Here is a 24,059-nt window from a genome sequence, read left to right on the forward strand (position 1 = left end):
GACAATGGCGTCCGACCCGAAAACCACCCCGCAATCCGGCCTTCTCTCCGCAGAGGCCAATCAGGCTGCTGCGCTCGCGGCCTATGGCGGCGCACTGACCGTCGATCTCGACGCCATCATCGCCAACTGGCGCAAGCTCGAGAAGACGGCGGTGCCGGCCGAGTGTTCGGCCGTGATCAAGGCCGACGCCTATGGCTGCGGCGCCGAGCAGGTGTCGCGAGCCCTCAGCAAGGCGGGCTGCAGGACCTTCTTCGTTGCCACCATCGAGGAGGCGCGCAAGGTGCGCGCGGCCGTGCCCGAGCCCACGATCTACGTGCTCGGCGGCTACTTCCAGAACACCGGCGAGCACTATGCGAAGATCAATTGCCGGCCGGTGATCGGCGATCTCAACGAGCTCGCCGAATGGGACGTGTTCTGCCGCCGCACCGGCTGGACCGGGGGCGCCGCAATCCACATCGACACCGGCATGAACCGGCTCGGTCTGACGCTGGCGGAGGCGCAGGCCATCATCCCCCGCATCAACGCGGGCGATCACGGCATCACGCTTGTGATGAGCCATCTGGTCTCGGCCGAGCAGCTCAACAGCCCGGTCAATGCAAGACAGCTCGCGGCCTTCCGCAGCATCGCCAGCGAATTCGCCGGCGTGCCCGCGGCCCTCGCCAACTCCTCCGGCATCTTCCTGGGCGCGCCCTTCCAGTTCGACCTGGTGCGGCCGGGAGCCGCGCTCTACGGCGTCAACCCGACGCCGGAGGCCGACAATCCCATGCAGCAGGTGGTCGACCTCAAGGCGCGCATCGTGCAGATCCGCACCATCGACCGCGGCGAGACCGTCGGCTATGGCGGCACCTGGACCGCACGGCGGCCGACCAAGCTCGCCATCATCGCAGTCGGCTATGCCGACGGCTATTTCCGCGCCGCCAGCTCCAACGACGGAACCCGCGGCGCCGATGTCATCGTGGCCGGCAAACGCTGCCCGGTCGCAGGCCGTGTCTCCATGGATCTGATCGCGATCGACATCACCGACCTGCCGCCGAATGCAGCGCGACGCGGCCACATGGTGACCTTGATCGGCGACGGCATCACCGTCGACGAGCTCGCGCATCATTTCGGCACGATCGGCTATGAGGTGCTGACGAGCCTCGGCCACCGCTATGCGCGCATCTACAGGGGCGGCAATGTCGAGGAGCCGCTGGCGCCAGCGCCGGTGCCCTCGCCGCCGCCGAGCTGATCGCGCTGCCTGTTCACTTCTTCTTTCGGTTGTCCAGCGCCGCCTTGCAGGTCGCGCTGAGCTGATCACGCTTGCCGTTGAGACACGCGACGATGCCTCCGCCGGGTGCGATGCCGGCGCAAAACTTGTCATAGTCCGCCTTGCACGCGCCGCGCTGATCGGACGATTGTGCCGATGCGCCTCCGGAGACCACGATGACGAGGGCGATGGCAACAAAGCTCGACTTGGACATTGTATCTCCGGTGACGGAAGGCAGGAGCCGTAGCTCTACATGAAGATCGCGACATTCAACATCAACAACATCAACCGCCGCCTGCCCAACCTGTTGGCATGGATGCGCGTCGCGAAGCCCGACGTCGTCGCGCTTCAGGAGTTGAAGGCAAGTGATGGCGAATTTCCGGCGGCGGCCATCGAAAAAGCCGGCTATGGCGCAGTCTGGCGTGGACAAAAGACCTGGAACGGCGTGGCGATCCTCGCCCGCAACGCCGAGCCCGTGTTGACTCGCGATCGCCTGCCCGGGAAGGCCGGCGATCACGAAGCCCGCTACATCGAAGCCGCCGTGCGCGGCGTCATCGTCACCAGCATCTATCTGCCCAATGGCAATCCGCAGCCCGGGCCGAAATTCGACTACAAGCTCGACTGGTTCGCGCGGCTCAGGCGCCACGCCAAAACCTTGATCAAGCAGGACCTGCCCGTGGTGCTCGCCGGCGACTACAACGTCGCGCCGACCGAGCTCGACATCTATCCGACGCGCTCATGGGACAAGGATGCGCTGATCCAGCCGAAGAGCCGCGCGGCCTTTGCCGTGCTGGTCGAACAAGGCTGGTGCGATGCGATCCGCGAGCAGCATCCGAGCAAGCGCATTTATACCTTCTGGGACTACAAGCGAAACCGCTGGCTGCGCGATGCGGGCCTGCGGCTCGATCATCTCCTGCTCAGCCCTGCCCTCGCCCCGCGTCTGGCCAGAGCGGGCGTCGACAAGAATATCCGCGGCGAGGAAGGCGCGAGCGATCACGCGCCCGCCTGGGTGGTGTTGCGGTGACCGTCACCACAGGTTCCTGCCGTACCGGTCAGCCAGCGGACCGCCCAGCACAAAAGTGAAAAACAACCCCATGCACAGTAGAGGAGCCGAGCCGAATCAATATCTTACCGATATTCCGAAATTCAATTTGACTCGTCGGGCAAAACACTGGCAGAATGTCATCATCGAGGATCTCCCGCTCGTCGCCGGCAGCGAGAGTTCTTCAGATTGCTCCTTCATCCGGAATGTTGAGAAGAGTTCCACAGGCCTTGCAGTGCACGGCGTCGGCATCATGCCTCTGGAGCCCGCAAGCCGGGCAAGGAAATCGCACCTTGTGGGGGCTTATGAGTGCCCGCGCGAGATTGAAGAATAGAGTTACGCCAAAAATCATGATCACGACGGTGATCAGACGGCCCAACGTTCCCGGCAAGGTAATGTCGCCAAAGCCGGTCGTTGTCAGCGCCGTGACGGTGAAATACAGAGCATCGGCATAGTTCCGGATCTCATCGTTCCGAAACTTCTGAGTCTCGTAGACGATCCCGGTCATGACAAATATGAAAACTGCCAGGTTCGTGACGGCGAAGATGACGTCTTCGTTGCGACGAAAGAACGGAGAATCGATGCGCAGCCTCACCAGCATCTGGTAGTCACGAAGCAGCCCCAAGGTTCGCAGAATCCGGAGAAATCCGCCCGCCTCGCCGGCAAGCGGCGCCAGGAAAGACACAATGGCAACCATGTCAGCCCACGTCGCGAGCTGAGTGAACTTCCGAAGTGGATGCGGATCGACGAGGAGCCGCGCCGAGAAGTCGGCAAGCAACATCGCCCCAAACAGGACATCGAGCGCTTCAACGATCTCACTGGGATGGAGGAACGAGGTTGCGATGATGAACAGCACCGTCACGATGTCGAAGGCGAGCAGAGCGTAGCGGAAGCGCACGCCACTCGGCGTCGCGCCCTCGTAAAGGCGGCGAACGCTGCTTCTCAAGGACGTGAGGGTCACGACATCAGATCTCAGTTCGCTCGGATGATTGCAATTCGGAAGGCGCGCCGCAAGATCAATCCAAATTCAGCCACTCTGCGCCTGAAAAGGGCGAATTTGATCTCGGGGCATCGTCGTCTGAAATCTCGCTCGGTTACGGAGAGATGCGCCCCGGATGGCGACGGAGATTCTCGACCTCACCGCCTGCATTCAAGGCGGGAGCTCACACCGGCATGCCATACGCAACACAGTTCCCTCGCTGAACGCGGATCGCCGGCATCGCTGGTCGGGGCTAGACTGTTGCGATTCGCGGAGACCGGTTTTGGCCTTCCTCTTCGTCCTCACCGTCGGCCTCGCGGCCGGCACCATCTCAGGCATCGTCGGCACGGGCTCGTCGATCATGCTGATGCCGGTGCTGGTCTATGCCTATGGGCCGAAGGAAGCCGTGCCGATCATGGCTGTGGCTTCAGTGATGGCGAATTTTTCGCGCATCCTGGCGTGGTGGCGCGAGGTCGACTGGCGGGCCTGCGCGGCCTATTCGGTGACCGGCATTCCGGCGGCAGCGCTCGGCGCGCGGACGCTGCTGGCGCTGCCCTCGCATACCGTCGATCTCACGATCGGCATCTTCCTGATCGCCATGGTGCCGGTGCGGCACTGGCTGGCGCGGCACGATCTGAAGGCCAATCTCTGGCACCTCGCCATCGGCGGCGCGGTCATCGGCTATCTCACCGGCGTCGTGGTCTCGACCGGCCCGCTCAGCGTGCCGCTGTTCCTGTTCTACGGCCTGTCCAGGGGCGCCTTCCTCGCCACCGAAGCGGCTTCCTCGCTCGGCCTCTACTTCGCGAAATCCGTGACCTTCGAGCGTTTCGGCGCGCTGACCGGCGAGATCTTCATCAAGGGCCTGATCGCGGGCTCCTCGCTGATGTCGGGCGCATTCATCGCCAAGCGCTTCGTGCTTCACCTCAAGCCGGAGGCCTTCCGTCTGCTGATGGACGGGATCATGATTGCGGCCGGGCTCTCGATGCTCTGGACCGCGACGCAGACGTGAAGGAGTCTCAGGCGGCGAATTCGGGCGCGATCGATGGGCTGGCGGCGAGGACGCGACTTCCGGCTGCCGGTTGACCCTCGAGCCATTGCAGCACGGCGTCGATCGATTGCGGCCTGTGATACAGGAAGCCCTGCCCGAATCTCACGCCCATCTCGCGCATGGCCAGTGCCTGCTCGGCGCGCTCGATGCCTTCTGCGACCAGCGTCAGCCCCAGCGTGCCGGCGAGCGATGCGATGACGCCGACGATGGCCTTGTCTTCGGCGCTGTCGGGAATCTCCCGGATGAACGCCTTGTCGATCTTGACCTTGTCGAGCGGGAAGCGCCTGAGATGAGCGAGCGAGCTATAGCCGGTGCCGAAATCGTCGAGCGCGATCGTGGCGCCGAGGCGCCGAAGGCGATGCAGCGTTTCGGAGGCGCTGGCGATGTTGTTGATCAGCGATCCCTCGGTGATCTCGAGCTCGAGCATTGATGCCGCGACACCGAAGCGCGCGCAAGTCGCGCGCAGCTCGGCGGCGAGCGAATGGTCGGCAAGTTCGGACGGCGGCAAATTGATCGCGATCCGTATCTGCGGCTTGCCGGCGGCCGCCAGCCGCTGCAAGGCCCAGCAGGCATCGGTCAATACGTAGCGGGTCAACCGCGCATTGTTGCCGCTGCGCTCGATCAGCGGCAAGAACTCGCCGGGGCCGATCACGCCATGTTCGGGATGGCGCCAGCGGATCAGCGCTTCCAGACCGACGACCTCGTGGCTTTCGAGATCGACCTGACTCTGGTACCAGACCTCGAACTGCCCCTCGGCGAAGCCGGTGGGAATTGCGAGCTCGAGATCCCTGCGGCGGCGGTAGTCGCGCTGGAGCGCTTCGTCCAGCACGGCAACCGTGCCTGGCGCCTTGCTCTTGGCATGATAGAGCGCGATGTCGGCGAGTGTCGGCAGATGCGACAGCTCCGGATCGTCGGCGCGGCGTACGGCAAGGCCGATGCTGGCGCGCGGCACCACCTGTTTGTCGTGGAGGCGGATCGGCTCGGAAATGGCCTCCAGCACCTGCTGCGCGAATGCGTACGCGGCCTGCTCGTGGCTCACCTCGGGACGAATGACGACGAACTCGTCGCCGCCGAGTCGGGCAACCCAGTCCTCCGCTTCGACCGCGCTACGAAGACGCTCCGAAATCTGAATCAGGAACTTGTCGCCGGCCTCGTGACCGAAGGTGTCGTTGACGCCCTTGAAGTCGTCGAGATCGATGAAGCAGAACGCGACCAGCGTATCCGGCGAGCCTCCGTCCCGGCTTGCTACCGCCAGGCGCTCGGTCAGAGAGCGTCGGTTCGGCAGCCCCGTGAGCGGATCGTGCGTGGCCATGTGCCCGAGCCGGTCCAGCGCGCCTGAGGTCGTATGCTGCATGGCGTTGAAGGCGCGCGCGAGCTGGCCGAATTCATTGGAGGACATGACGTCCGCCGGATAGGCCCGGCCATCCTGCTTGCTGCGCTGGATCGCCGACATCATGACCGCCAGCGGCCGGCCGATGAAGATGTTGGCGGAGATCCGCATGGCGATCAGGGTCGCAAACGTTGCGAGCAGGCCGACCACCAACAGCAGCACCAGGCGGCTGCCCGCATCCGCGTAGAGCGTCGCACGGGAATAGGCGATGCCGATGCGGCCGGCCTGAACGGCCATGTTGCCGTTGCTGTACCGGATCGGGCGCGAGACTTCCGCGACCGCCTGGTCTTCGGGCCGCGCAACGACGCGGGCAATCGCCGCGCCGGTATCGTCATAGACGGCCGCTGCCGCGATCGTCTCGTCGTGCATGATCTCGTTGAGCACGCCCGTGACTTGGTCGTAGCGCATCTTCCAGAGCGGCTCGGCGATCAACTCGGCCCGGCTCTCCGCGACGCGGGCCATGCGGGCGTCGAGCTGCCTGACCTGCGACCAGAAGCTCGATGCCTCCACGCCGGCGGAGGCGAGCAGTTGCACCAGCAACAGAACGGGCACGGTGGCCCAGATCATCGCGTGGACGACCGAGCCCAAGCGTGCCGGCGCCGCCTGCTCGTTGCGATCCGGATCGGTCATCGCCTCATCCTTGTGCATCAGTCCGCAACGCCTTCGGCAAGCGGCAGCGACGAGATGAGCGCATCAAGCGAGAAGTCATATTGGCCGCAGCGCCCGGCCTTCGCCCGGAACCGCGTAAAGTCGATCCGGTCGAACGCGCGCGTCCTGATGAGATCGCCGACCGAAGCGAGATTGTCGCGCGTGATCGCGGACGTCTTGACCTCGACACGGGGGGAAACGGCGGCGAAATCGCAGCCGTCGGCATAGTCGCGCAGGAGAACGATCGACCAGCCGCCGAGCAGGAAGTGCCCGCCGTCGGTCAGGAGCAAACGACCCGCCTTGATCTCGCGCAACGCGGCCTCGGACCAGTTGAGACCCACGACCTGGATGTTGTGGCCGGGGACAAGGCCGGCGGCGGTTGCAGCGCGCAGCGCGCCGATCGCCATCGGATCGTTTCCGGCCCATATGCCCGCAGGCCGGATCTCCTTGCGAGACGCCCAGCCCAGGTAATTCGCCGTGACCCGCTCGGCCTCCGACTGCGTCCAGTTGGCGAACAGCAGCCGGTCCACCACGACGTCTGGCGCGGCATCCACGGCGAGCTTGAGACCGGCGTTACGGGCGATCGAGGCGGGCGTGATCTCGTCGCCACCGATGCCGAGAATGTGGATCTTGCCGTCGGGGCTCTGCCATTTTTCGGCGCGCGCCACCCCGATCAGCGCATTGGCCATCCGCGCGCCCGCGGTCTGAAGATCGGTGGTGATGTCGCCGAGCCAGGTCTTGAGCTTTTGACGCGGCGGTCCAAAACGCGCCGCATCCTCGCCGATCAGCGTGTTCGAGAGCAGCAGCGTCTTGATGCCCGCAGCCTCGGCCGCCTCCAGGATCGGGACGGCGGCGGACTCCTCGTTCGACAGGATGAGGAAATCGGGCTTGTCGGGACGTGCCACCACGCCCAAGCCGAGCTCCTGCATCGTGCGGTAATTCCGCTCGCTGGTCAGCACCTCGACATGCGCGTCGAGCTTGCGACCGGCGGCCTGCATGGTCTGCGCGACCATATCCCAGTAGACCTCACCGGTCTTGCCAGGATTGACGAAGACGACGTCGATGGGCTTGGCAAGGCTACCGCCGGCATACGCGAAGATGCTGCAGGCCGTGCCCGCAGCGAGCAATATTCGTCGGAATCTCGGCATTTCCATTCCCACCCCGATCGGTTCCGAGATTGGACCCGCGTCCGCTAACACTTTGCAAATCCAGCCGGTGAGAGCGGCAAAGGGCTAATGAAAAGTATATCTGCCGTGCCGAATTGAGATAATCGGAGCGCCGGCGATCGGCGCCCCTCCTTGGCCTCAGCAATCTCAAACCTGCAACTGCTATCCATCGGAAGGGCGACGCACGCGCGAGAGAGCGGCGTCGCCCTCGCGTCCCGTGCTGAACAAGCGAGCCGCCCGAATTTATCCGAGGGCCTGACCGCTGCTGCGTTTATCAGATATGACATCGCTGGGTGGCCGCGAGTTCTCAGGCGTGCCACCTTGATCGACGCTCCGTGCACGATCGCACGATCTGATGTTGACGGGGGAGATGTGTCTTGAGCGCACTGGCGGAAGCGGCGGATATCACAAGGCTCCGAAGCAAAGCGGCTGGGCGAACCGACGACCAACAAGACACCCTGAAATTCGCCGAAGCTGCCCTTGCCGACAGCAAGCGTGACGGCCTGTTGCTGGCGGTCCGGGCCCGCTGGGTCGCGCTCGCGGTTACTGCCGTTACCCTGTCGCTCATTAATCCGAACTGGGACGTCGTCTATTACATCCTGATGCTAGGCTTCTTTGCCGTCATCGGCTGGGCGCAATTGAAGGTGGGCAAGGTGGGCCGTTCGCGTCCCGAGCTTTTCCTGATACTTTGCGACCTGGCGCTGTTGACCTTCCTCAGTGTCGTGCCCAATCCCTGGAGCAACGTCCACTGGCCGATCGGAATGCAATTCCGGTTCGACAGCTTCATCTATTTCTTTATCTTCCTTGCCACCGCCACGCTCGCCTATTCCTGGCGAACGGTACTCGCGATGGGCATCTGGACCGGAACACTCTGGGCCATTGCCGTCGGCTGGGCTTATCTGCAACCGGAAACCCATGCCGCGCTGTCGGAGCGCGTCAGGGAGGCGATCGGTGCGGATATTCGCATGTTCAACATCCTCGACCCCTCCTCGATCGGTTTCGGCGAGCGTTTCCAGCAAGTGATCGTATTCATCGTCGTGGCCGCTATCCTGGCACTGGCGGTGCGCCGTTCGAATGCGCTCCTGATCAGTCATGCCGGACTCGAGCGCCAACGTGCCAACCTGGCGCGTTACTTCTCCCCCAATGTCGTCGATGAGCTCTCCGGCAATGACGAGCCCCTCGCGAGGGTCCGCACGCAGGACGTCGCGGTGCTGTTTGCAGATATCGTGGGATTCACCGCCTATGCCGATGGACGCGACCCGAAGGACGTCATCGAGACGCTGCGGCAATTCCATGAGCGAATGGAACGGGAGGTGTTCCAGCACGGCGGAACGCTCGACAAGTATCTCGGGGATGGACTAATGGCGACTTTCGGTACGCCGTTCGTCGGCGATTCCGATGCGCTGAACGCCTTGCGATGCGCGAGGGGCATGATCGCCTCGATCGCCAAGTTGAACAGCGAGCGTAGCGATCGCAACGAACCGCCGATCCAAGTCAGCGTCGGCCTGCACTACGGGCAAGTGGTGCTGGGCGATATCGGCCTCAACCGACTGGAATTCGCCGTGATCGGCACCACCGTGAATGCGGCGAGCCGCCTCGAGGCGCTGACCCGCGAATTCGGATGCGCTATCGTCGTCAGCGACGCGCTGGTACAACAGGCCCAGGCCGAACCGAATCACTCGAGTATCGATTTCGCAGCGCTGGTCGAGCGGCCGGCACAGACCATTCGCGGCCTCGAGCAACCCGTCGGCATCTGGACATGCGCTAACGTCGGGCCTTGAAGCTTGCGGTGGATGCATCGGCACCCATCGCCCTTCACAGCCTCTATTCGTGCTAAGAACTCCCCGCCCGTTCCACCGAGACCGCTATTTCCCTCCCATGGCCAAATCCACCCTCTCCTTCGTCTGCCAGAACTGCGGCGCGGCCTATAATCGCTGGCAGGGCAAATGCGAGTCCTGCGGCGAGTGGAATACGCTCGCGGAAGAAGACACCAGCGGCAGCGTGCCGGTGTCGATCCGCTCCAAACGCAAAGGCCGAACGTTTGCGCTGGAGAGCCTTGCCGGAAAAAGCCCCGATGCGCCGCGCCTATCCTCGGGGATGACCGAGCTCGACCGCGTCACCGGCGGCGGCTTCGTTCGCGGCTCGGTGCTGCTGGTCGGCGGCGATCCCGGCATCGGCAAGTCGACGCTGCTGACGCAGGCGACCAGCCTGCTGGCGCGTGCCGGCCACCGCGTCGTCTACATCTCCGGCGAAGAGGCGGTCGCCCAGGTGCGCCTGCGCGCCGAGCGGCTCGGGCTGTCGGATGCGCCGGTGCAGCTCGCCGCCGAAACCTCCGTTGAGGATATCGTCTCGACGCTGTCGGAGGGCGCGGTGCCCCGGCTGATCGTGATCGATTCGATCCAGACCATGTGGACCGACACGGTGGAATCCGCGCCCGGGACCGTCACCCAGGTGCGCGCCTCGGCACAGGCGCTGATCCGTTTTGCCAAGAAGACCGGCGCCGCCATCATCCTGGTCGGCCACGTCACCAAGGATGGCCAGATCGCAGGTCCCCGCGTGGTCGAGCACATGGTCGATGCGGTGATGTCGTTCGAGGGCGAAGGCTCGCAGCAATTCCGCATCCTGCGCGCCGTGAAGAACCGCTTCGGCCCGACCGACGAGATCGGCGTGTTCGAGATGACGGGCCTTGGCTTGCGCGAGGTCACCAACCCCTCGGAGCTGTTCCTCTCCGAGCGCGATCTCGGCACGCCCGGCACCGCAGTCTTTGCGGGCATCGAAGGCACGAGGCCCGTCCTGGTCGAATTGCAGGCGCTGGTGGCTCCGACCTCGCTCGGCACCCCGCGCCGCGCCGTGGTCGGCTGGGATCCGAGCCGGCTGTCGATGGTGCTGGCGGTGCTGGAGGCGCATTGCGGGGTCAAGCTGTCCGGCCACGACGTCTATCTCAACGTGGCGGGCGGCCTGCGCATCCATGAGCCGGCGGCTGATCTCGCCGCAGCAGCCGCGCTGGTGTCATCCCTGGTTAATGCACAGTTACCGACCGATGCCGTCTATTTTGGCGAGATCTCGCTTTCTGGCGTGGTCCGCCCGGTGGCGCAGACCCCGGCCCGGCTGAAAGAAGCTGCAAAACTCGGCTTCCAGCGCGCCGTGCTGCCCGAATCGGCCCGCGGCGAGACCGGCGGCGATGCCGGATTGTCGCTGAATGCGGTGAACAGCCTGACGACGCTGGTCGCCGAAATCGCGGCCCGCGGCTCCCGCCGGGGCGAATCGAACGGACCGGCCGAGAAAAATGCCACACCGGCAAGATTCCGCCGCGGAGAGGGCTAGGTGGAGGTGACGACGGAGGCCCCCGCCGCTATACAGCCGTCACAAAAGCAGCATGGGATTGCGTGGTTGCGGCCTTGCCGGGAACGCCGTCTGCCCCTCTTTTAGGGCAGCGGCCCAACACCGATTCGGCTAGAGCACCTTTGAGAGTACGAGCGGACCAGACCAGCCGATGCCAGTTACACTCCTCGACCTGATCCTGCTCGGTGTGATGCTGATCTCGGGCCTGCTCGCCATGGTCCGCGGGTTCATGCGCGAAATCCTGTCGATCGCGGCCTGGGGCGCGGCGGCGATCGTGACGCTGTACTCGTTCTCGAAACTGCTGCCGACCGCCAAGACCTACTTCAACAACGACACGGTCGCGAGCGTGGTCGTCGTCGCCGGCGTGTTCGTCGGTACTCTGGTCGTGGTCTCCGTGATCACCGTCCGCATCTCCGACATGATCCTGGATTCGCGGATCGGCGCGCTGGATCGCACCCTCGGCTTCCTGTTCGGTCTGGCTCGCGGGCTTTTGATCGTCGTGGTCGCCTTCCTGTTCTTCACTTGGCTGGTGCCGGACAAGCAGCGCCCGGACTGGGTCACGGGGGCCAAGTCCCGCGTCGTGCTCCAGGGAACCGGGGATTGGCTGATGGCCCTCTTGCCTGACGACCCCGAGAACACCATCTTGAAGAAATTCAAGAAAAACAAACCAGAAGATGATCAAGCTGAATCCGAGCAGCAGCCTTCGGGCAGTGGCGACGGGTACAGTAAATCCGCTCGCGACGGCATGAAAAAGCTGATCGAGAAACCTGCGGCGCGTTGATTGGCCCTTAAAGAGAGGCGAGAACGAGATGCGATACCCTGACCAGGACGCCCAACTTGATCTCGACCCGAACGCCGTTCCGGGCCCGGCCGCGCTGGAGGTTCAGGACGATCTGGAGGGAGATACGCTGCGCGAGGAATGCGGCGTGTTCGGCATCTACGGTCACCCCGATGCGGCCGCCATCACGGCGCTCGGCCTTCACGCCCTCCAGCACCGCGGCCAGGAAGCCGCCGGCATCGTCTCCTACGACGGCAGCCGCTTCCACAGCGAACGCCGCCTCGGCCTCGTCGGCGACACCTTCTCCCGCCGCGAGGTGATCGACCGCCTGCCCGGCAATGTCGCGGTCGGCCATGTCCGCTATTCCACCACCGGCGCCACCATCCTGCGCAACGTCCAGCCGCTGTTCGCCGAGCTCAATGCCGGCGGTCTGGCCGTCGCCCATAACGGCAATCTCACCAACGGCCTGACGCTGCGCCGCGAGCTCGTCAGAAGCGGCGCGATGATGCAGTCGACCACCGACACCGAGGTGATCCTGCACCTGGTCGCGCGCTCCAAGCGCAGCCGTTTCATCGAGCGCTATATCGACGCGCTGCGCGAGATCGAGGGCGCCTATGCGCTGGTCTCGCTGACCAACAAGAAGCTGGTCGGCGCGCGCGATCCGCGCGGCATCCGCCCGCTGGTGCTCGGCGAGCTCGACGGCTGCCCGATCCTGACGTCGGAGACCTGCGCGCTCGACATTATCGGCGCCCGCTTCGTGCGCGACATCGAGCCCGGCGAAGTCATCGTGTTCGACGAGAACGGCCAGGACATCCACAAGCCCTTCCCGCCGATGGCGCCGCGTCCCTGCATCTTCGAATACATCTACTTCTCGCGTCCGGACTCCATCGTCCATGGCCGCTCGGTCTACGAGGTGCGCAAGGCCTTCGGCGCGCAGCTCGCACGCGAAAGCCACGTGCCGATCGACGTCGTCGTGCCGGTGCCCGATTCAGGCGTGCCTGCCGCGGTCGGCTACAGCCAGCATTCCGGGGTGCCGTTCGAGCTCGGCATCATCCGCAACCACTATGTGGGCCGCACCTTCATCCAGCCGACGCAGGCGATCCGCGAATCCGGCGTGCGCATGAAGCATTCGGCCAACCGCGCCGCGATCGAAGGCAAGCGCATCATCCTGATCGACGACTCGCTGGTGCGCGGCACCACCTCGAAGAAGATCGTGCGCATGATGCGCGATGCCGGCGCCAAGGAAGTCCATTTCCGCCTCGCCTCGCCTCCGATCCTCTATCCCGATTATTACGGCATCGACTTGCCCGACCGCGGCGGCCTTCTCGCCGCGACGCATTCGCTGGAGGAGATGCGCGAGATCATCGGCGCGGACTCGCTCGCCTTCCTGTCCATCGATGGCATGTACCGCGCCATGGGCGAGCCCGGCCGCGATCCCGCCAATCCGAAGTTCTCGGATCACTGCTTCACCGGGGCCTATCCGACCCACCTCACCGACCAGACCCAGACCGAGCCGCAGCCGCGGCAATTGTCTTTGCTGGCGGAGGCGAGCTAGTGCAACGACTCAGCCACTCGTTGCGATTGTCGGCGGGTTGCTATTGGTCGGATTTATCATCTTTGCTTCCGGCAAGGCATGAAGGTTAAGCCTGACGATCGTGAAGATCGCGGGCCCTCGGTCGGTGGTCCATAGATCACTATCATTGCTATTTTTTCGTCATGGCCGGGCTTGTCCCGGCCATCCACGTCTGCAAAAACCCGCCGCAAAGACGTGGATGGCCGGGACAAGCCCGGGCATGACGGAGAATAATGTAAATGTCCCGTTCCCTCGCTGATCGCATCGCTCTCGTCACCGGCGCCTCGCGCGGCATCGGCTTCGCCACGGCCAAGGCGCTGGCCAAGGCCGGCGCGCATATCGTCGCCGTGGCGCGCACGCAGGGCGGTCTGGAAGAGCTCGACGACGAAATCCGCAAGGACGGCGGCAGCGCCACGCTGGTACCGCTCAACCTCACGGACTCCGACGGCATCGCGCGGCTGGGCGCCGGCCTGCACGAACGCTACGGCAAGCTCGACATCCTCGTCGGCAATGCCGGCGTGCTCGGACCCTCCTCGCCGATCGGCCATATCGAGCTGAAGGCCTTCAACGACGTGATGGCCGTCAACGTCTCCGCGAACTTCCAGCTGATCCGCTGCATGGAGCCGCTGCTGAGGCAGTCCGATGCCGGGCGCGCCGTGTTCGTCACCTCGGGCGCCGCCAACAAGGCGACCGCCTATGTCAGCCCCTACGCGGCATCCAAGGCCGCGCTGGAAACGCTGGGGCGCGCCTGGGCGCAGGAGACCGCGAACACCAAGCTGCGCGTCAATCTGTTCAATCCGGGCCCGGTCCGCACGCGCATGCGCGCAACCCTGATGCCGGGCGAGGATCCGGAGACGCTCGACACGCCCGAGCAGGTTGCCGAATTCATCGTGCCGATGTGTGCGCCTGACTGGACCGAGACCGGGAAGTTCTACGACTACAAGACGCGCAGCCTGATGAGCTTCCGCGCGCCGGCCTGATTGACTCGCTGACCTCCCCGCGATTGACTGCCAGCGCTTGGTCGGCAGCAAGCCGTCAAGCCAACAACAAGGGAGGTTGCCATGGCGCCATGGCATGATCGCGCAAGCTCAGCGCATGCGCCTGCAAAGGTCTCTCGAGCCATCTTCATCCTCATCGCAGCCATTGCCTTCGCGCTTCCGCGCGCGGCGAACGCCGGCGATGTCCCGACCTTCGCAGTCGATCCCTCCTGGCCAAAGCAGCTGCCGAACAACTGGATTCTCGGCCAGGTCGGCGGCATCACCGTCGATTGGCAGGGCCACATCTGGGTAATCCATCGTCCGCGCTCGCTCACCGACGACGAGAAGGGCGCGAGCCTCAACCCGCCGCGCTCGAAATGCTGCGTCTCGGCGCCGCCGGTGCTCGAATTCGACTCTGACGGCAATCTGCTACGCTCCTGGGGCGGTCCAGGCCAGGGCTACGAGTGGGTCGGCCGCGAGCATGGCATCGAGGTCGACGAGCGCGGCTTCGTCTGGGTCGGCGGCAATGCCGACAACGACAATGCGATCCTGAAATTCACGCTCGACGGCAAGTTCGTCGCCCAGATCGGGAAATTCGCGCCGAGCCTCGGCAGCAACGATACGTCGCAGCTCGGCAAGCCCGCCGAGACCGCGCTCGACAAGGAGGCGAACGAGATCTACGTCGCCGACGGCTACGGCAACCGCCGCGTCATCGTGTTCGACGCCACGACGCTCGCCTACAAGCGGCACTGGGGCGCCTATGGCAACAAGCCTGAGGACGGCAAGCAGACGCCCTACGATCCCAAGGGCCCGGTCGCCCAGCAATTCGGCAACCCGGTCCACTGCGTGAAGCTCTCCAACGACGGACTGGTTTACGTCTGCGACCGCATCAACAACCGGATTCAGGTGTTCAGGAAGGACGGCACCTTCGTGAAGGAGTTCTTCTTCGAGAAGAACACGCTCGGCAACGGCGCGGTGTGGGACATCGCGATCTGGCCCGACCCGAAGCAGACCTATCTGCTCAGCGCCGACGGCGAGAACAACGAGATCCGGGTGATCAAGCGCGAAGACGGCAGCGTGGTCGGCAGCTTCGGGCATAGCGGCCGCAATGCCGGACAATTCCACTGGGTGCACGCCATGGCGATCGACGCCAAGGGTAACGTCTATACCGCCGAGGTTGATACCGGGAAGCGCATCCAGAAGTTCAGGCTGACGTCGGATGCACTCAAATAGCGTCTCAACGTATCTTGTCGTAAGGTTAACCGCCGGATGACGCTCGAGCGCGACGAGATTGCGACGAATAGTCATCGCGCCTTAGGCTGGTATTTGAGCATGATCTTTTCGAAAAGCCGCTTCCCATTTTTCCGGATCATGCACTATGGCGCAGCGGCATCCGGCTTTAGATGCATTGCCGCCGGCCGTGGGACAGGCTAGAGCCATCAGCCGGAACAAGGCTCCGCAAGAGGGCCGTCCGCATATTTGACAATGGAGGAAACTTTCATGACGACGACGTTCGCACGCAGCACCGCGGCCCTTCTGGCCTGTGCCGCTTTCGGTTTTGCCACTTCCGCCTTCGCCCAGGACAAGACCATCAAGATCGGCGTGCTCAACGACATGTCGAGCCTGTACGCCGACATCGGGGGCCCGAATTCCGTGGTGGCAATCAAGCTGGCGGTCGAGGATTCCGGCCTGCTGAAGAAGGGCTGGAAGATTGACGTCATTAGCGGCGACCATCAGAACAAGCCCGACGTCGGCGTCAACATCGCCCGGCAGTGGATCGATAACGAGAAGGTCGACGCGATCGCCGATACTCCGAATTCCGGCGTCGCGCTGGCGGTCAGCAATCTCGTCAAGGAAAAGAATGCGGTGCTGCTGAATTCAGGCGCCGCTTCCGCCGACCTGACCGGCAAGGCCTGCACACCGAACACGATCTCCTACACCTATGACACCTACATGCTGGCGAACGGCACCGGCAAGGCGCTGACCAAGGCCGGCGGGGACAGCTGGTTCTTCCTGACCGCGGACTATGCCTTCGGCCACGCGCTGGAACGCGACACCACGGCCGTTGTGACCGCGAACGGCGGAAAGGTCCTCGGCAGCGTCAAGCATCCGATCAATACCGCGGACTTCTCCTCGTTCCTGCTCCAGGCGCAATCTTCCAAGGCCAAGGTAGTGGGCCTCGCCAATGCCGGCGGGGACACCACGAACTCGATCAAGCAGGCGGCCGAATTCGGCATCGTCTCCGCGGGCCAAAAGCTCGCCGCGCTGCTGCTGTTCATCAACGACGTGCATTCGCTGGGCCTGAAGACCGCCCAGGGCCTGACCTTCACGGAGTCCTTCTACTGGGACATGAACGAGCAGACTCGCGCCTGGTCGAAGCGCTTCTCGGCGCTGGCGAACAAGAACGCGATGCCCTCGATGACGCAGGCCGGCAGCTACGCGATGGTGCTGCACTATCTCAAGGCAATGGACGCGCTCGGCAGCAATCCGCATGACGGTGCCAAGGTCGTCGCCAAGATGAAGGAGCTGCCGACCGACGACCCGCTGTTCGGCAAGGGCCCGCTGCGCGCCGACGGCCGCCGCCTCATCCCGGCTTACCTGTTCGAGGTGAAGAAGCCCGAGGAGTCGAAGGGCCCGTGGGACTATTACAAGCAGATCGCCACGATCTCGGCGGAAGACGCGGCCAAGCCGCTCAAGGACAGCGACTGCCCGCTGTTGAAGAAGTGACCGCCTAGCGGTCGTGCAAAGGTTTTGACGGCGTCATGCCCGGGCTCGTCCCGGGCATTGGCGTTTCAGACCGTCCTCGTCGCGCCCAGCGACCGCATCGCGAGATCCCCACGCAACCCACCATCAACATCGCCAAAGCAGGAACGGCGCCCCGGGCAGATGCAACGGCGCGCCGGCACCGTCACTCACGACGGCCGCTTGCGCTTGTGTGCGAAGGGATTGGCCTTCTCGCGCAGGGTGATGCGCACCGGCGTGCCCGGCAGCTCGAAGGTCTCGCGCATGGAATTGGTGAGGTACCGCAAATACGACTGCGGCACCGCATCGGCGCGCGAGCAGAACAGCACGAAGCTCGGCGGGCGCGCCTTCGTCTGTGTGATGTAGTTCAGCTTCAGCCGGCGGCCCGAGACCGCCGGCGGCGGATTGGCCTGGATCGCCTGCTCGAACCAGCGATTGAGCGCGGCCGTCGGCACGCGCCTGTTCCAGATCGCATAGGCGTCCTGGACCGCCTGCATCAGACGGTCGATGCCCTCGCCCATCAGGCCCGAGACGGCAACGATCGGCACGCCCTTGAGTTGCGGCAGCCAATGATCGGCATCGCGGCGCAGCCCCGAAATGGCGCCACCGCCCTTGGTCTCCATCAGGTCCCATTTGTTGACCGCGAGCACGACCGCCCTTCCCTCGCGCTCGATCAGATCGGCGATGCGCAGATCCTGCTCCTCGAAGCGGTTCTGCGTGTCCATCATCAACACGACGACTTCCGCAAAGCGCACCGCGCGCAGCGCGTCCGCAACCGAGAGCTTCTCCAGCTTCTCCTCGATGCGCGAGCGCCGGCGCAGGCCAGCGGTGTCGAACACGCGGAAATCGCGCCCCTTCCAGTTGATCTCGACCGCAATGGAATCCCGCGTGGTGCCGGCTTCCGGGCTCGTCAGCAGGCGTTCCTCGCCGAGCAGATGGTTGATCAGCGTCGACTTGCCGGCATTGGGACGGCCGACGATGGCGACCCGGATCGGGCGCGTCGCAGCCTCTTCCTCCGAGATCGGCGCGTCGTCCTCGTCTTCGTCTTCCTCGACCGGCTCGGGCATCAGCGTGGCCAGCGCATCGTAGAGTTCGCCCATGCCCTCGCCATGCTCGGCGGAGATCTGGATGGGATCGCCGAGGCCGAGCGCAAAAGACTCCATGGCTCCGGCGTCGCCATGCTTGCCCTCGCTCTTGTTGGCGATCAGCAGCACCGGCTTGTCGGCCTTGCGGGCGAAATCGGCGAAGGCGCGATCGGTGGGCGTGAGGCCGATACGGGCATCGATGACGAAGAACAGCGCGTCGGCCTGCGCGATCGCGGCCTCGGTCTGCTCCTGCATGCGCGCGGTCAGCGAGCCCTTGGCGCCCTCGTCGAGCCCGGCAGTGTCGATGATGGTGAACTGGAGGTCGCCGAGTCTGGCCTCGCCTTCGCGGCGGTCGCGGGTGACGCCCGGCAGGTCATCGACGAGCGCGAGCTTCTGTCCGACCAGGCGGTTGAACAGCGTCGATTTGCCGACATTGGGCCGGCCGATGATGGCAATCGTGAAGGGCATCAGTCATTCGTGCGCTGCCGGAGCCGCGTCTGTCAATGCAGTGAAGAATATCAGCGAGAGAAGCTCCCGCTCGGCAGCGGCGCCGGGAAAGCGCCCTGCGATTGCTGCTGCGTGGTCTGGGCCGGTTGCGTCTGCTGGACCGGCTGATCCGGCGGCGGCGCGGTGGTGCGCCTGCGGACGATCTTGTGCTTGGGCGGCGGTGCGGCCGTGGACGGCGCGGCCTCCGGCTGGGCCTCGCCATCGATCTCGCCGGCCGGGGCTTCAGCCGGCGCCACAGCTGCTGCGGCCGGCTGCCGCGCCTTTGCACCTTTGGCCGGCCTGGCGGGTTCCGGCGGCGGCTCGGCGGGCAGAGCCGCGACGGCAGGCGCGTTCGGATCGGGCTGCTGCTGGGCGCCCTTGTAAAGATCCCTCGGCACGCCCTGCTCGAGACCCGGCACGCCTTCCGGGAACACAGGCTTGCGGTCGCCCGGCAGCTTCTTCTTGGTATCGAGGAAGTCGAACATGTCGCTCGGATCGAAGCTGGAGCAGCCGCCCAGGACGCCCGTGAAGGCGATCAGGACGGCGGCTGCGATCAAGCGTTGCGTGCGGCGCATCTTGTGTCTCGTCTACGTCAGAGGGCCGTCGTCAGCTCTTGGCGACAGGCGGCAGCAGGGCCTGGAGTGCCTCGGCGCGCGAGCGCAGGCCGGGCGGTGTTTCGCCGTCTCCGTCAATCGCATCGAGCCATTTGCGGGCTGCGGTCAGGTCGTTGTTACGCCAGGCCGACAGCGCCAGCATCTCCCGGGCGGTGTGACGGAAGGTCGATTTCGGTGCGGCGGAGGGCTCCAGCCGCTGCTGCATGTCGGCGTAGCTGGCGCCGTCGAGCAGCAGGCCGGCGGCACGGATCTTCGCCAGGTCCTGCCACTCGCCCTCGACGCTGCGATCGGCGGCAATGTCGTCATACATCTTCGCGGCGGCCTTGGGATCGCGGCTCGCGGCCTCGGCGGCAGCGCGCAACCGTGCCAGGGTGCGATAGCCGGACGGAGCCTTGGCGGCGAGTTCGGTGAAGGCCTTCTCGGCGTCAGCGTGCTTGTCTTGCTCGGACAGCTCAACGGCCTTCTCGAAGGCGGCGCCGGCCTCGGCGGCCTTCTTGGCCTCCAGATACTGGTACCCGCGCCAGCCACCGATGGCGGCCACGACCAGCACCATCAGGGCGATGAAGTAGATCGAATACTTGTCCCACAGCTTCTTGAGCTGTTCGCGACGTACTTCCTCATCGATTTCGTTAAATAATTCAGACACTTATGCCAATCCCATGCCCGGCCGAGTGCGCGCGCGAAAGCGTTCGCGTCAGGAATCCCGTCCCCACGTGGCGGCGAGGTACCCCAACGATATGGCGGTGGCAAGGCAAAGCCAGCCCGATCAAGGCGTTAACCACCCGGCAGAAGCCCTTGAGACCACCCGCCCCGGCTCAGGTTCCCGTCAGCTCCCGCAACTGCCGCTTCAGCACCTTGCCGTTGGCATTGCGCGGCAGCGGGTCGGCGGTAATCGCCATGGTTTCGGGCACCTTGTAATCCGACAGCCTTTCGGCGCACCAGGCGCGCAGAGCACTGCAGCGCTCTATCGCACCGCAGCAAATTCAGTATCGTAGCGCTGCAAATTCAGTTTCTACCGAAGCGCAGACTTCCTGGATCTCGTTGTCCCTGCCCCAAATCGACTTCGCGTTCTCTACCAGAGACATGATTTTCTCTATTTGCTTTGCGCTCAGTCGACCGCCGCTCCTGATATAATCAGCCGAACCTCTGAACAGTAGAACGTAAGGCTGAACAGCTTTCCGGTGCCATTTTGATTCCAGAATTATGGCATCAGTCAATCTCTCGTACGCTTCTTCGTAAGCTGCCGCGGCGGAATGTCCTTCTTCTCCAGCAGATCGATCACGTCGCGAAACACATAAGCTTGATCGGCGAAGTTATCGACAAAGACAACAAGCGGATCATCAATTAGATCGATAATTGAAGCCGTGGACTTTGGCTCGACTCGACTTAAAGCCGAACAGTTCAGAACAAGGAGCCCACGCTGGGCCAATTCAAACGCAGCTCGTCGCATAACAGTCGTTTTTCCGGTTCCAGTCTCCTCGCGAACAACCAAAATTCTTGGAGCGTTCGATTCAGGTTTCAGACGGCGCTCAACGTCAGTTACTAAAGGAGCCGCGCTCAAATCTTTAGTCCCAGTTGAAGTTGATACGGCAGCATGGATGCGATTGACGAACCCCAAGCGGCATAGCAATTCCGGTTGACAGACATAAAGCGACGCGATCGGAGGAGCCAGGACTGTTCGCCGCGATGTGCATCAATGCACTCTACGAGAATGCGGTTGAATCATCGTGCTCCCGACTAAGCGGCTCAGGTTCCCGTCAGCTCCCGCAACTGCCGCTTCAGCACCTTGCCGTTGGCATTGCGCGGCAGCGGGTCGGCGGTGATCGCCATGGTTTCGGGCACCTTGTAATCCGACAGCCTTTCGGCGCACCAGGCGCGCAAGGCCTCGCCGGAGACCGGCGTGCGCGTCACGACGACCGCGTGGACGCGTTCACCCAGCACGGGGCAAGCCTTGGCGATAATCGCGCTCTCGACCACGGCTGGATGGCCGGCCAGCACGGATTCGACCTCGGCCGAATAGATCTTCAGGCCGCCACGATTAATCATGTCCTTCTGCCGATCGAACACACGGACGAAGCCTTCGGCGTCGACCGAGCCGAGGTCGCCGGAGTGCCAGAACCCGCCGGTGAAGCTCTCGGCCGTGGCCTTCGCGTTGTTCCAATAGCCCTTGATGACGGATGCACTCTGGATCCAGAGCTCGCCGATCTCGCCACGGGGCAGCTCGCGCCCGTCCGCCCCCATCGCGACGATGTGCGCGCCCGGGCACGGCAGGCCGACGCTGTCGATATGGCTCTCGGTCAGTTCACCCGGCATGATCGTCGAGGGCGACGTCGTCTCGGTCGCGCCGTAGCAATTCATCAGCTTCAGGCCGGGGATCTTCGCCTTGAGCTTCTCGATCGTCGCGACCGGCATCGGCGCGCCGCCAAAACCTCCGATGCGCCAGCTCGACAGGTCGTAGCTGTCGAAATCGCTCTGGAGCAGGCAAAGATTGTACATCGCCGGCACCATCACCGTGTAGGTGACGCGCTCGCGCGCGGCGAGCTTGAGGTATTCGGCGGCCTTGAACTCCGGCATGATGATCAGCGCGCCGCCGCAGCGGATCATGGTCGTGATGTTGGCGACGACGCCGGTGACATGGCCGAGCGGCACGGCCGCGATCGAGCGATCCGCCTCCGTCAATTGCAGGCAGGACGCGAACACCATCGAGGAATGGACGATGTTGCAATGTGCCAGCATCGCGCCTTTCGGCTTTCCTGTCGTCCCCGAGGTGTAGAGGATCATCGCGGTGTCCTCCTCGCTCGTCTCCGCCGGCGCCCCCTCCGGGGGATTGTCGGCGAGCAGAGCGAACCGCGACAGAGCCGGATCGTCGTCGACGGCGATACGGTGGATCACATCGGGCACATCCCGCGCATCGGGAAGCCGCTCGGCGAGCGCGGCTTCGTGGATCAGGATCTTGGCGCCGCAATCGGCCAGCACGTAGGCGATTTCCGGCTTCTGCTGCCGCGTGCTGAGCAGCACCGTCACCAGGCCCTCATGCGCAGCGGCGAACAGCAGCAACGGAAATTCGATGCGGTTACCGAGCAGGATCGCGACACGATCGCCGCGCTGCAATCCGAGCCTGCGAAATCCCGCTGCAATCCGTGCGGCCTGCTCGACGGCCTGCTGCCAGCTCAGGCGGACGTCGCCTGCGATCAGCGCTTCGCCCTCGGCGTTGCGGGCGCGGGCTTCCGCGATCATCGCCCACAGGCTCTCGGGCCGGTCCGCGAACGCAGGCACGATTCTATCGCCAAAACGCGCCTCGTACCGCATTGACGGAAGTTGCGATCGCAACCAAATCATCGGCGTGCCTCGGTTTTGTTGCTCTTGCTACCTTCCGCGCATGGTCGGGCAGATCCTGTCTTGTGCTGATCGGCTAGACGCCGATGACGGGAACACCGATCACGACCGGATGGAACGCGAATGCCAGCGCCAGATAAGCAACGACGCCGACTGCCACCGCAATCAGGTCGTTGCTGACGCCCCCCACCGGGATCGGCGGAGCGCCGGCATCGGTGCGGCGCTTCAGCGAAATGCGATCATACACCGCCCACCCCAGGAACGAGCCAAACAGGATGATGGAGCCGAGATCGCCATTGGCAAGGAGATGCGCCGCCGCCCACAGCTTGATGCCGGCCAGCATCGGATGCTTCAGCGTCGCATAGATGCGACCGCGCAAATATGACGCGACCACCAGGATGACGGCGGGCAGCATCAAGGCGAGCGTGATGTGCTTCATCGCCTTCGGCGGATACCAGACGTCGATCCAGCCGGTCGCGCGATAGTGGGCATAGCCCCAGATGATCAACGCGAGCCCCACAAGCGAGACGAGCGAATAGAGGATCTTGTAGGTGCCCTCGCCAAGCCTTGCGATCGCCTGCGCGCGAACCTCGCGCTTCGTCGTGAAAACATGGGCCGCAAAGAACAGCACCAGCCCCAGTATCATGACCAGCAGACCCACGACATCCTCCCCTTCGGCGAGCGCCCCGCCTCTGAGGTATCATCGATTGGCCGCCGCTCGCAACTCTCGGCCCTCATGGTGAGGAGCGCGCCCTTGCGCGCGTCTCGAACCATGCAGGCCCGGCTGCCGCAACAGCGGGGCCTTCCATCCTTCGAGACGCGCGCGAGCGCGCTACTCAGGATGAGGAGATAGAGCTATTTGCCGAGCTCGCGATTGTCGACATATCGGATCGCGATCGGTCGGCCAGCCAGCGCGCCGCCAAGACCGCTGGTAAACTTCAGCGGCAGGCAGGCCTTCAGCGACGAATTGATCGCGTTCAGATATGACGCTCGCGTGTCAGCCGGCACGCCCGCGGTCGCAAATGTCATGCGCGGCGGGCCGATCAGGCCGCCCGATCGGTTGAGGCTGAATCGCACCGACATCTGCATGCCCGCGCGGGCATTGTCCGATGGCGGCGACCAGCAGCTGCGCAGCTCTGCGAAGAGGTCGCCGATCGTATCGAGATCGTGATCGGGCTTGCGGTACTTGGCGCGGTCGGCCTCTGCAGGCACGCTCTCGATCGTGAGCTGGAGGTTCTGGCCGTAGGGATAATCGATCTCGGGAATGCAGGGACCGGGCTCGAGCGGGCTGCAGTAGGACGGCGTGCAGGGCCTGCCGTCGAGCACGCTGCACGGCTCGTGCGAAAACGGAATCGGATTGATCTGCCGGGGCCGCGCGTCGGCGGCGGCGGCCGATACCGCCAGCAGCGTGAAAACGAGAATGCCGCGCCACATGCTCTGAGCTCGCGATGTCATGTGAGTGAAACGTGGCATCGTCTGTGAAAGCATCAAGCCTGCGTGCGTTCACATGCCCGCGTTCAATACCCGGGTCGCCCGGCTGACCGGGCGCCCCGGTACGCCGAGACGCTTGTGGTTGAATAGAGGGGCCGCAGTGCACTGGATGCCCC

21 protein-coding genes are annotated in these 24,059 nt (G+C 64.3%); 10 read left to right on the plus strand and 11 right to left on the minus strand.

Annotated elements, in window-relative coordinates:
* The first annotated feature begins 4 nt into the window (after positions 1-4).
* Complete coding sequence (alr, locus tag ACYCVF_RS14075; protein WP_459596474.1) at positions 5-1,228, plus strand: alanine racemase; 1,224 nt, start codon at positions 5-7, stop codon at positions 1,226-1,228.
* Positions 1,229-1,241: 13 nt separating this feature from the next.
* On the opposite strand, the gene ACYCVF_RS14080 is transcribed toward alr, so the two are convergent.
* A complete protein-coding gene (locus tag ACYCVF_RS14080) occupies positions 1,242-1,460 on the minus strand; it encodes a hypothetical protein (protein WP_459596096.1) in 219 nt (72 codons plus the stop codon).
* A gap of 39 nt (positions 1,461-1,499) precedes the next feature.
* On the opposite strand from ACYCVF_RS14080, the gene ACYCVF_RS14085 reads away from it, so the two are divergent.
* Complete coding sequence (locus ACYCVF_RS14085) at positions 1,500-2,270, plus strand: exodeoxyribonuclease III (RefSeq protein ID WP_459596097.1); 771 nt, start codon at positions 1,500-1,502, stop codon at positions 2,268-2,270.
* Positions 2,271-2,472: 202 nt separating this feature from the next.
* Here the strand turns inward: ACYCVF_RS14085 and ACYCVF_RS14090 are convergent, their stop codons facing one another.
* Positions 2,473-3,249 carry a potassium channel family protein gene (locus ACYCVF_RS14090; protein WP_459596098.1) on the minus strand — a complete coding sequence of 259 codons (777 nt, stop codon included), beginning with the start codon at positions 3,247-3,249 and terminating at the stop codon, positions 2,473-2,475.
* Positions 3,250-3,550: 301 nt separating this feature from the next.
* Here ACYCVF_RS14090 and ACYCVF_RS14095 point away from each other — a divergent pair, with 301 nt between their 5' ends.
* A complete protein-coding gene (locus tag ACYCVF_RS14095) occupies positions 3,551-4,276 on the plus strand; it encodes a sulfite exporter TauE/SafE family protein (protein WP_459596099.1) in 726 nt (241 codons plus the stop codon).
* 7 nt (positions 4,277-4,283) lie between these two features.
* On the opposite strand, the gene ACYCVF_RS14100 is transcribed toward ACYCVF_RS14095, so the two are convergent.
* Both ACYCVF_RS14100 and ACYCVF_RS14105 read right to left on the minus strand, forming a co-directional pair.
* A complete protein-coding gene (locus tag ACYCVF_RS14100; protein ID WP_459596100.1) occupies positions 4,284-6,335 on the minus strand; it encodes a putative bifunctional diguanylate cyclase/phosphodiesterase in 2,052 nt (683 codons plus the stop codon).
* 17 nt (positions 6,336-6,352) lie between these two features.
* Positions 6,353-7,501, minus strand: coding sequence for an ABC transporter substrate-binding protein (locus ACYCVF_RS14105; protein WP_459596101.1), 1,149 nt, complete (start codon positions 7,499-7,501; stop codon positions 6,353-6,355).
* Positions 7,502-7,896: 395 nt separating this feature from the next.
* Here ACYCVF_RS14105 and ACYCVF_RS14110 point away from each other — a divergent pair, with 395 nt between their 5' ends.
* The 7 genes from ACYCVF_RS14110 (at position 7,897) to ACYCVF_RS14140 (ending at position 16,916) form a co-directional block, all read left to right on the plus strand.
* Positions 7,897-9,300 carry an adenylate/guanylate cyclase domain-containing protein gene (locus ACYCVF_RS14110; protein ID WP_459596102.1) on the plus strand — a complete coding sequence of 468 codons (1,404 nt, stop codon included), beginning with the start codon at positions 7,897-7,899 and terminating at the stop codon, positions 9,298-9,300.
* Positions 9,301-9,397: 97 nt separating this feature from the next.
* On the plus strand, positions 9,398-10,843 hold the full coding sequence (gene radA, locus ACYCVF_RS14115; protein ID WP_459596103.1) for a DNA repair protein RadA: 1,446 nt from the start codon (positions 9,398-9,400) through the stop codon (positions 10,841-10,843).
* A 169-nt stretch (positions 10,844-11,012) separates the two neighbouring features.
* A complete protein-coding gene (locus tag ACYCVF_RS14120; protein WP_459596104.1) occupies positions 11,013-11,642 on the plus strand; it encodes a CvpA family protein in 630 nt (209 codons plus the stop codon).
* 28 nt (positions 11,643-11,670) lie between these two features.
* Entirely contained in the window at positions 11,671-13,194 is a 1,524-nt protein-coding gene (gene purF / locus ACYCVF_RS14125) for an amidophosphoribosyltransferase (protein ID WP_459596105.1), read from the plus strand.
* Between the two features lie 257 nt (positions 13,195-13,451).
* Entirely contained in the window at positions 13,452-14,192 is a 741-nt protein-coding gene (locus ACYCVF_RS14130; protein ID WP_459596106.1) for an SDR family NAD(P)-dependent oxidoreductase, read from the plus strand.
* Positions 14,193-14,273: 81 nt separating this feature from the next.
* Positions 14,274-15,422, plus strand: a complete 1,149-nt coding sequence (locus tag ACYCVF_RS14135; protein ID WP_459596107.1) for an NHL repeat-containing protein — start codon at positions 14,274-14,276, stop codon at positions 15,420-15,422.
* A gap of 267 nt (positions 15,423-15,689) precedes the next feature.
* Positions 15,690-16,916: an ABC transporter substrate-binding protein gene (locus ACYCVF_RS14140; protein WP_459596108.1), complete on the plus strand. Its 1,227-nt coding sequence runs from the start codon at positions 15,690-15,692 to the stop codon at positions 16,914-16,916.
* Positions 16,917-17,101: 185 nt separating this feature from the next.
* Here the strand turns inward: ACYCVF_RS14140 and der are convergent, their stop codons facing one another.
* The 7 genes from der to ACYCVF_RS14175 form a co-directional block, all read right to left on the minus strand.
* A complete protein-coding gene (gene der / locus ACYCVF_RS14145) occupies positions 17,102-18,484 on the minus strand; it encodes a ribosome biogenesis GTPase Der (RefSeq protein WP_459596109.1) in 1,383 nt (460 codons plus the stop codon).
* Positions 18,485-18,534: 50 nt separating this feature from the next.
* Complete coding sequence (locus ACYCVF_RS14150; RefSeq protein WP_459596110.1) at positions 18,535-19,077, minus strand: hypothetical protein; 543 nt, start codon at positions 19,075-19,077, stop codon at positions 18,535-18,537.
* A gap of 31 nt (positions 19,078-19,108) precedes the next feature.
* Positions 19,109-19,762, minus strand: a complete 654-nt coding sequence (locus ACYCVF_RS14155) for a tetratricopeptide repeat protein (RefSeq protein WP_459596111.1) — start codon at positions 19,760-19,762, stop codon at positions 19,109-19,111.
* Between the two features lie 567 nt (positions 19,763-20,329).
* Positions 20,330-20,734 carry a P-loop NTPase gene (locus tag ACYCVF_RS14160; RefSeq protein WP_459606412.1) on the minus strand — a complete coding sequence of 135 codons (405 nt, stop codon included), beginning with the start codon at positions 20,732-20,734 and terminating at the stop codon, positions 20,330-20,332.
* A gap of 128 nt (positions 20,735-20,862) precedes the next feature.
* The gene (locus ACYCVF_RS14165; protein ID WP_459596113.1) at positions 20,863-22,455 is read right to left on the minus strand and encodes a class I adenylate-forming enzyme family protein; all 1,593 of its coding nucleotides are present in this window, start codon (positions 22,453-22,455) and stop codon (positions 20,863-20,865) included.
* Positions 22,456-22,528: 73 nt separating this feature from the next.
* The gene (locus ACYCVF_RS14170; protein ID WP_459596114.1) at positions 22,529-23,113 is read right to left on the minus strand and encodes an NnrU family protein; all 585 of its coding nucleotides are present in this window, start codon (positions 23,111-23,113) and stop codon (positions 22,529-22,531) included.
* Between the two features lie 194 nt (positions 23,114-23,307).
* Positions 23,308-23,886 (minus strand): hypothetical protein, encoded by a 579-nt coding sequence (locus tag ACYCVF_RS14175; RefSeq protein ID WP_459596475.1) that lies wholly within the window; start codon positions 23,884-23,886, stop codon positions 23,308-23,310.
* Positions 23,887-24,059 lie beyond the last annotated feature (173 nt).

The organism is Bradyrhizobium cedriense (assembly GCF_054602315.1).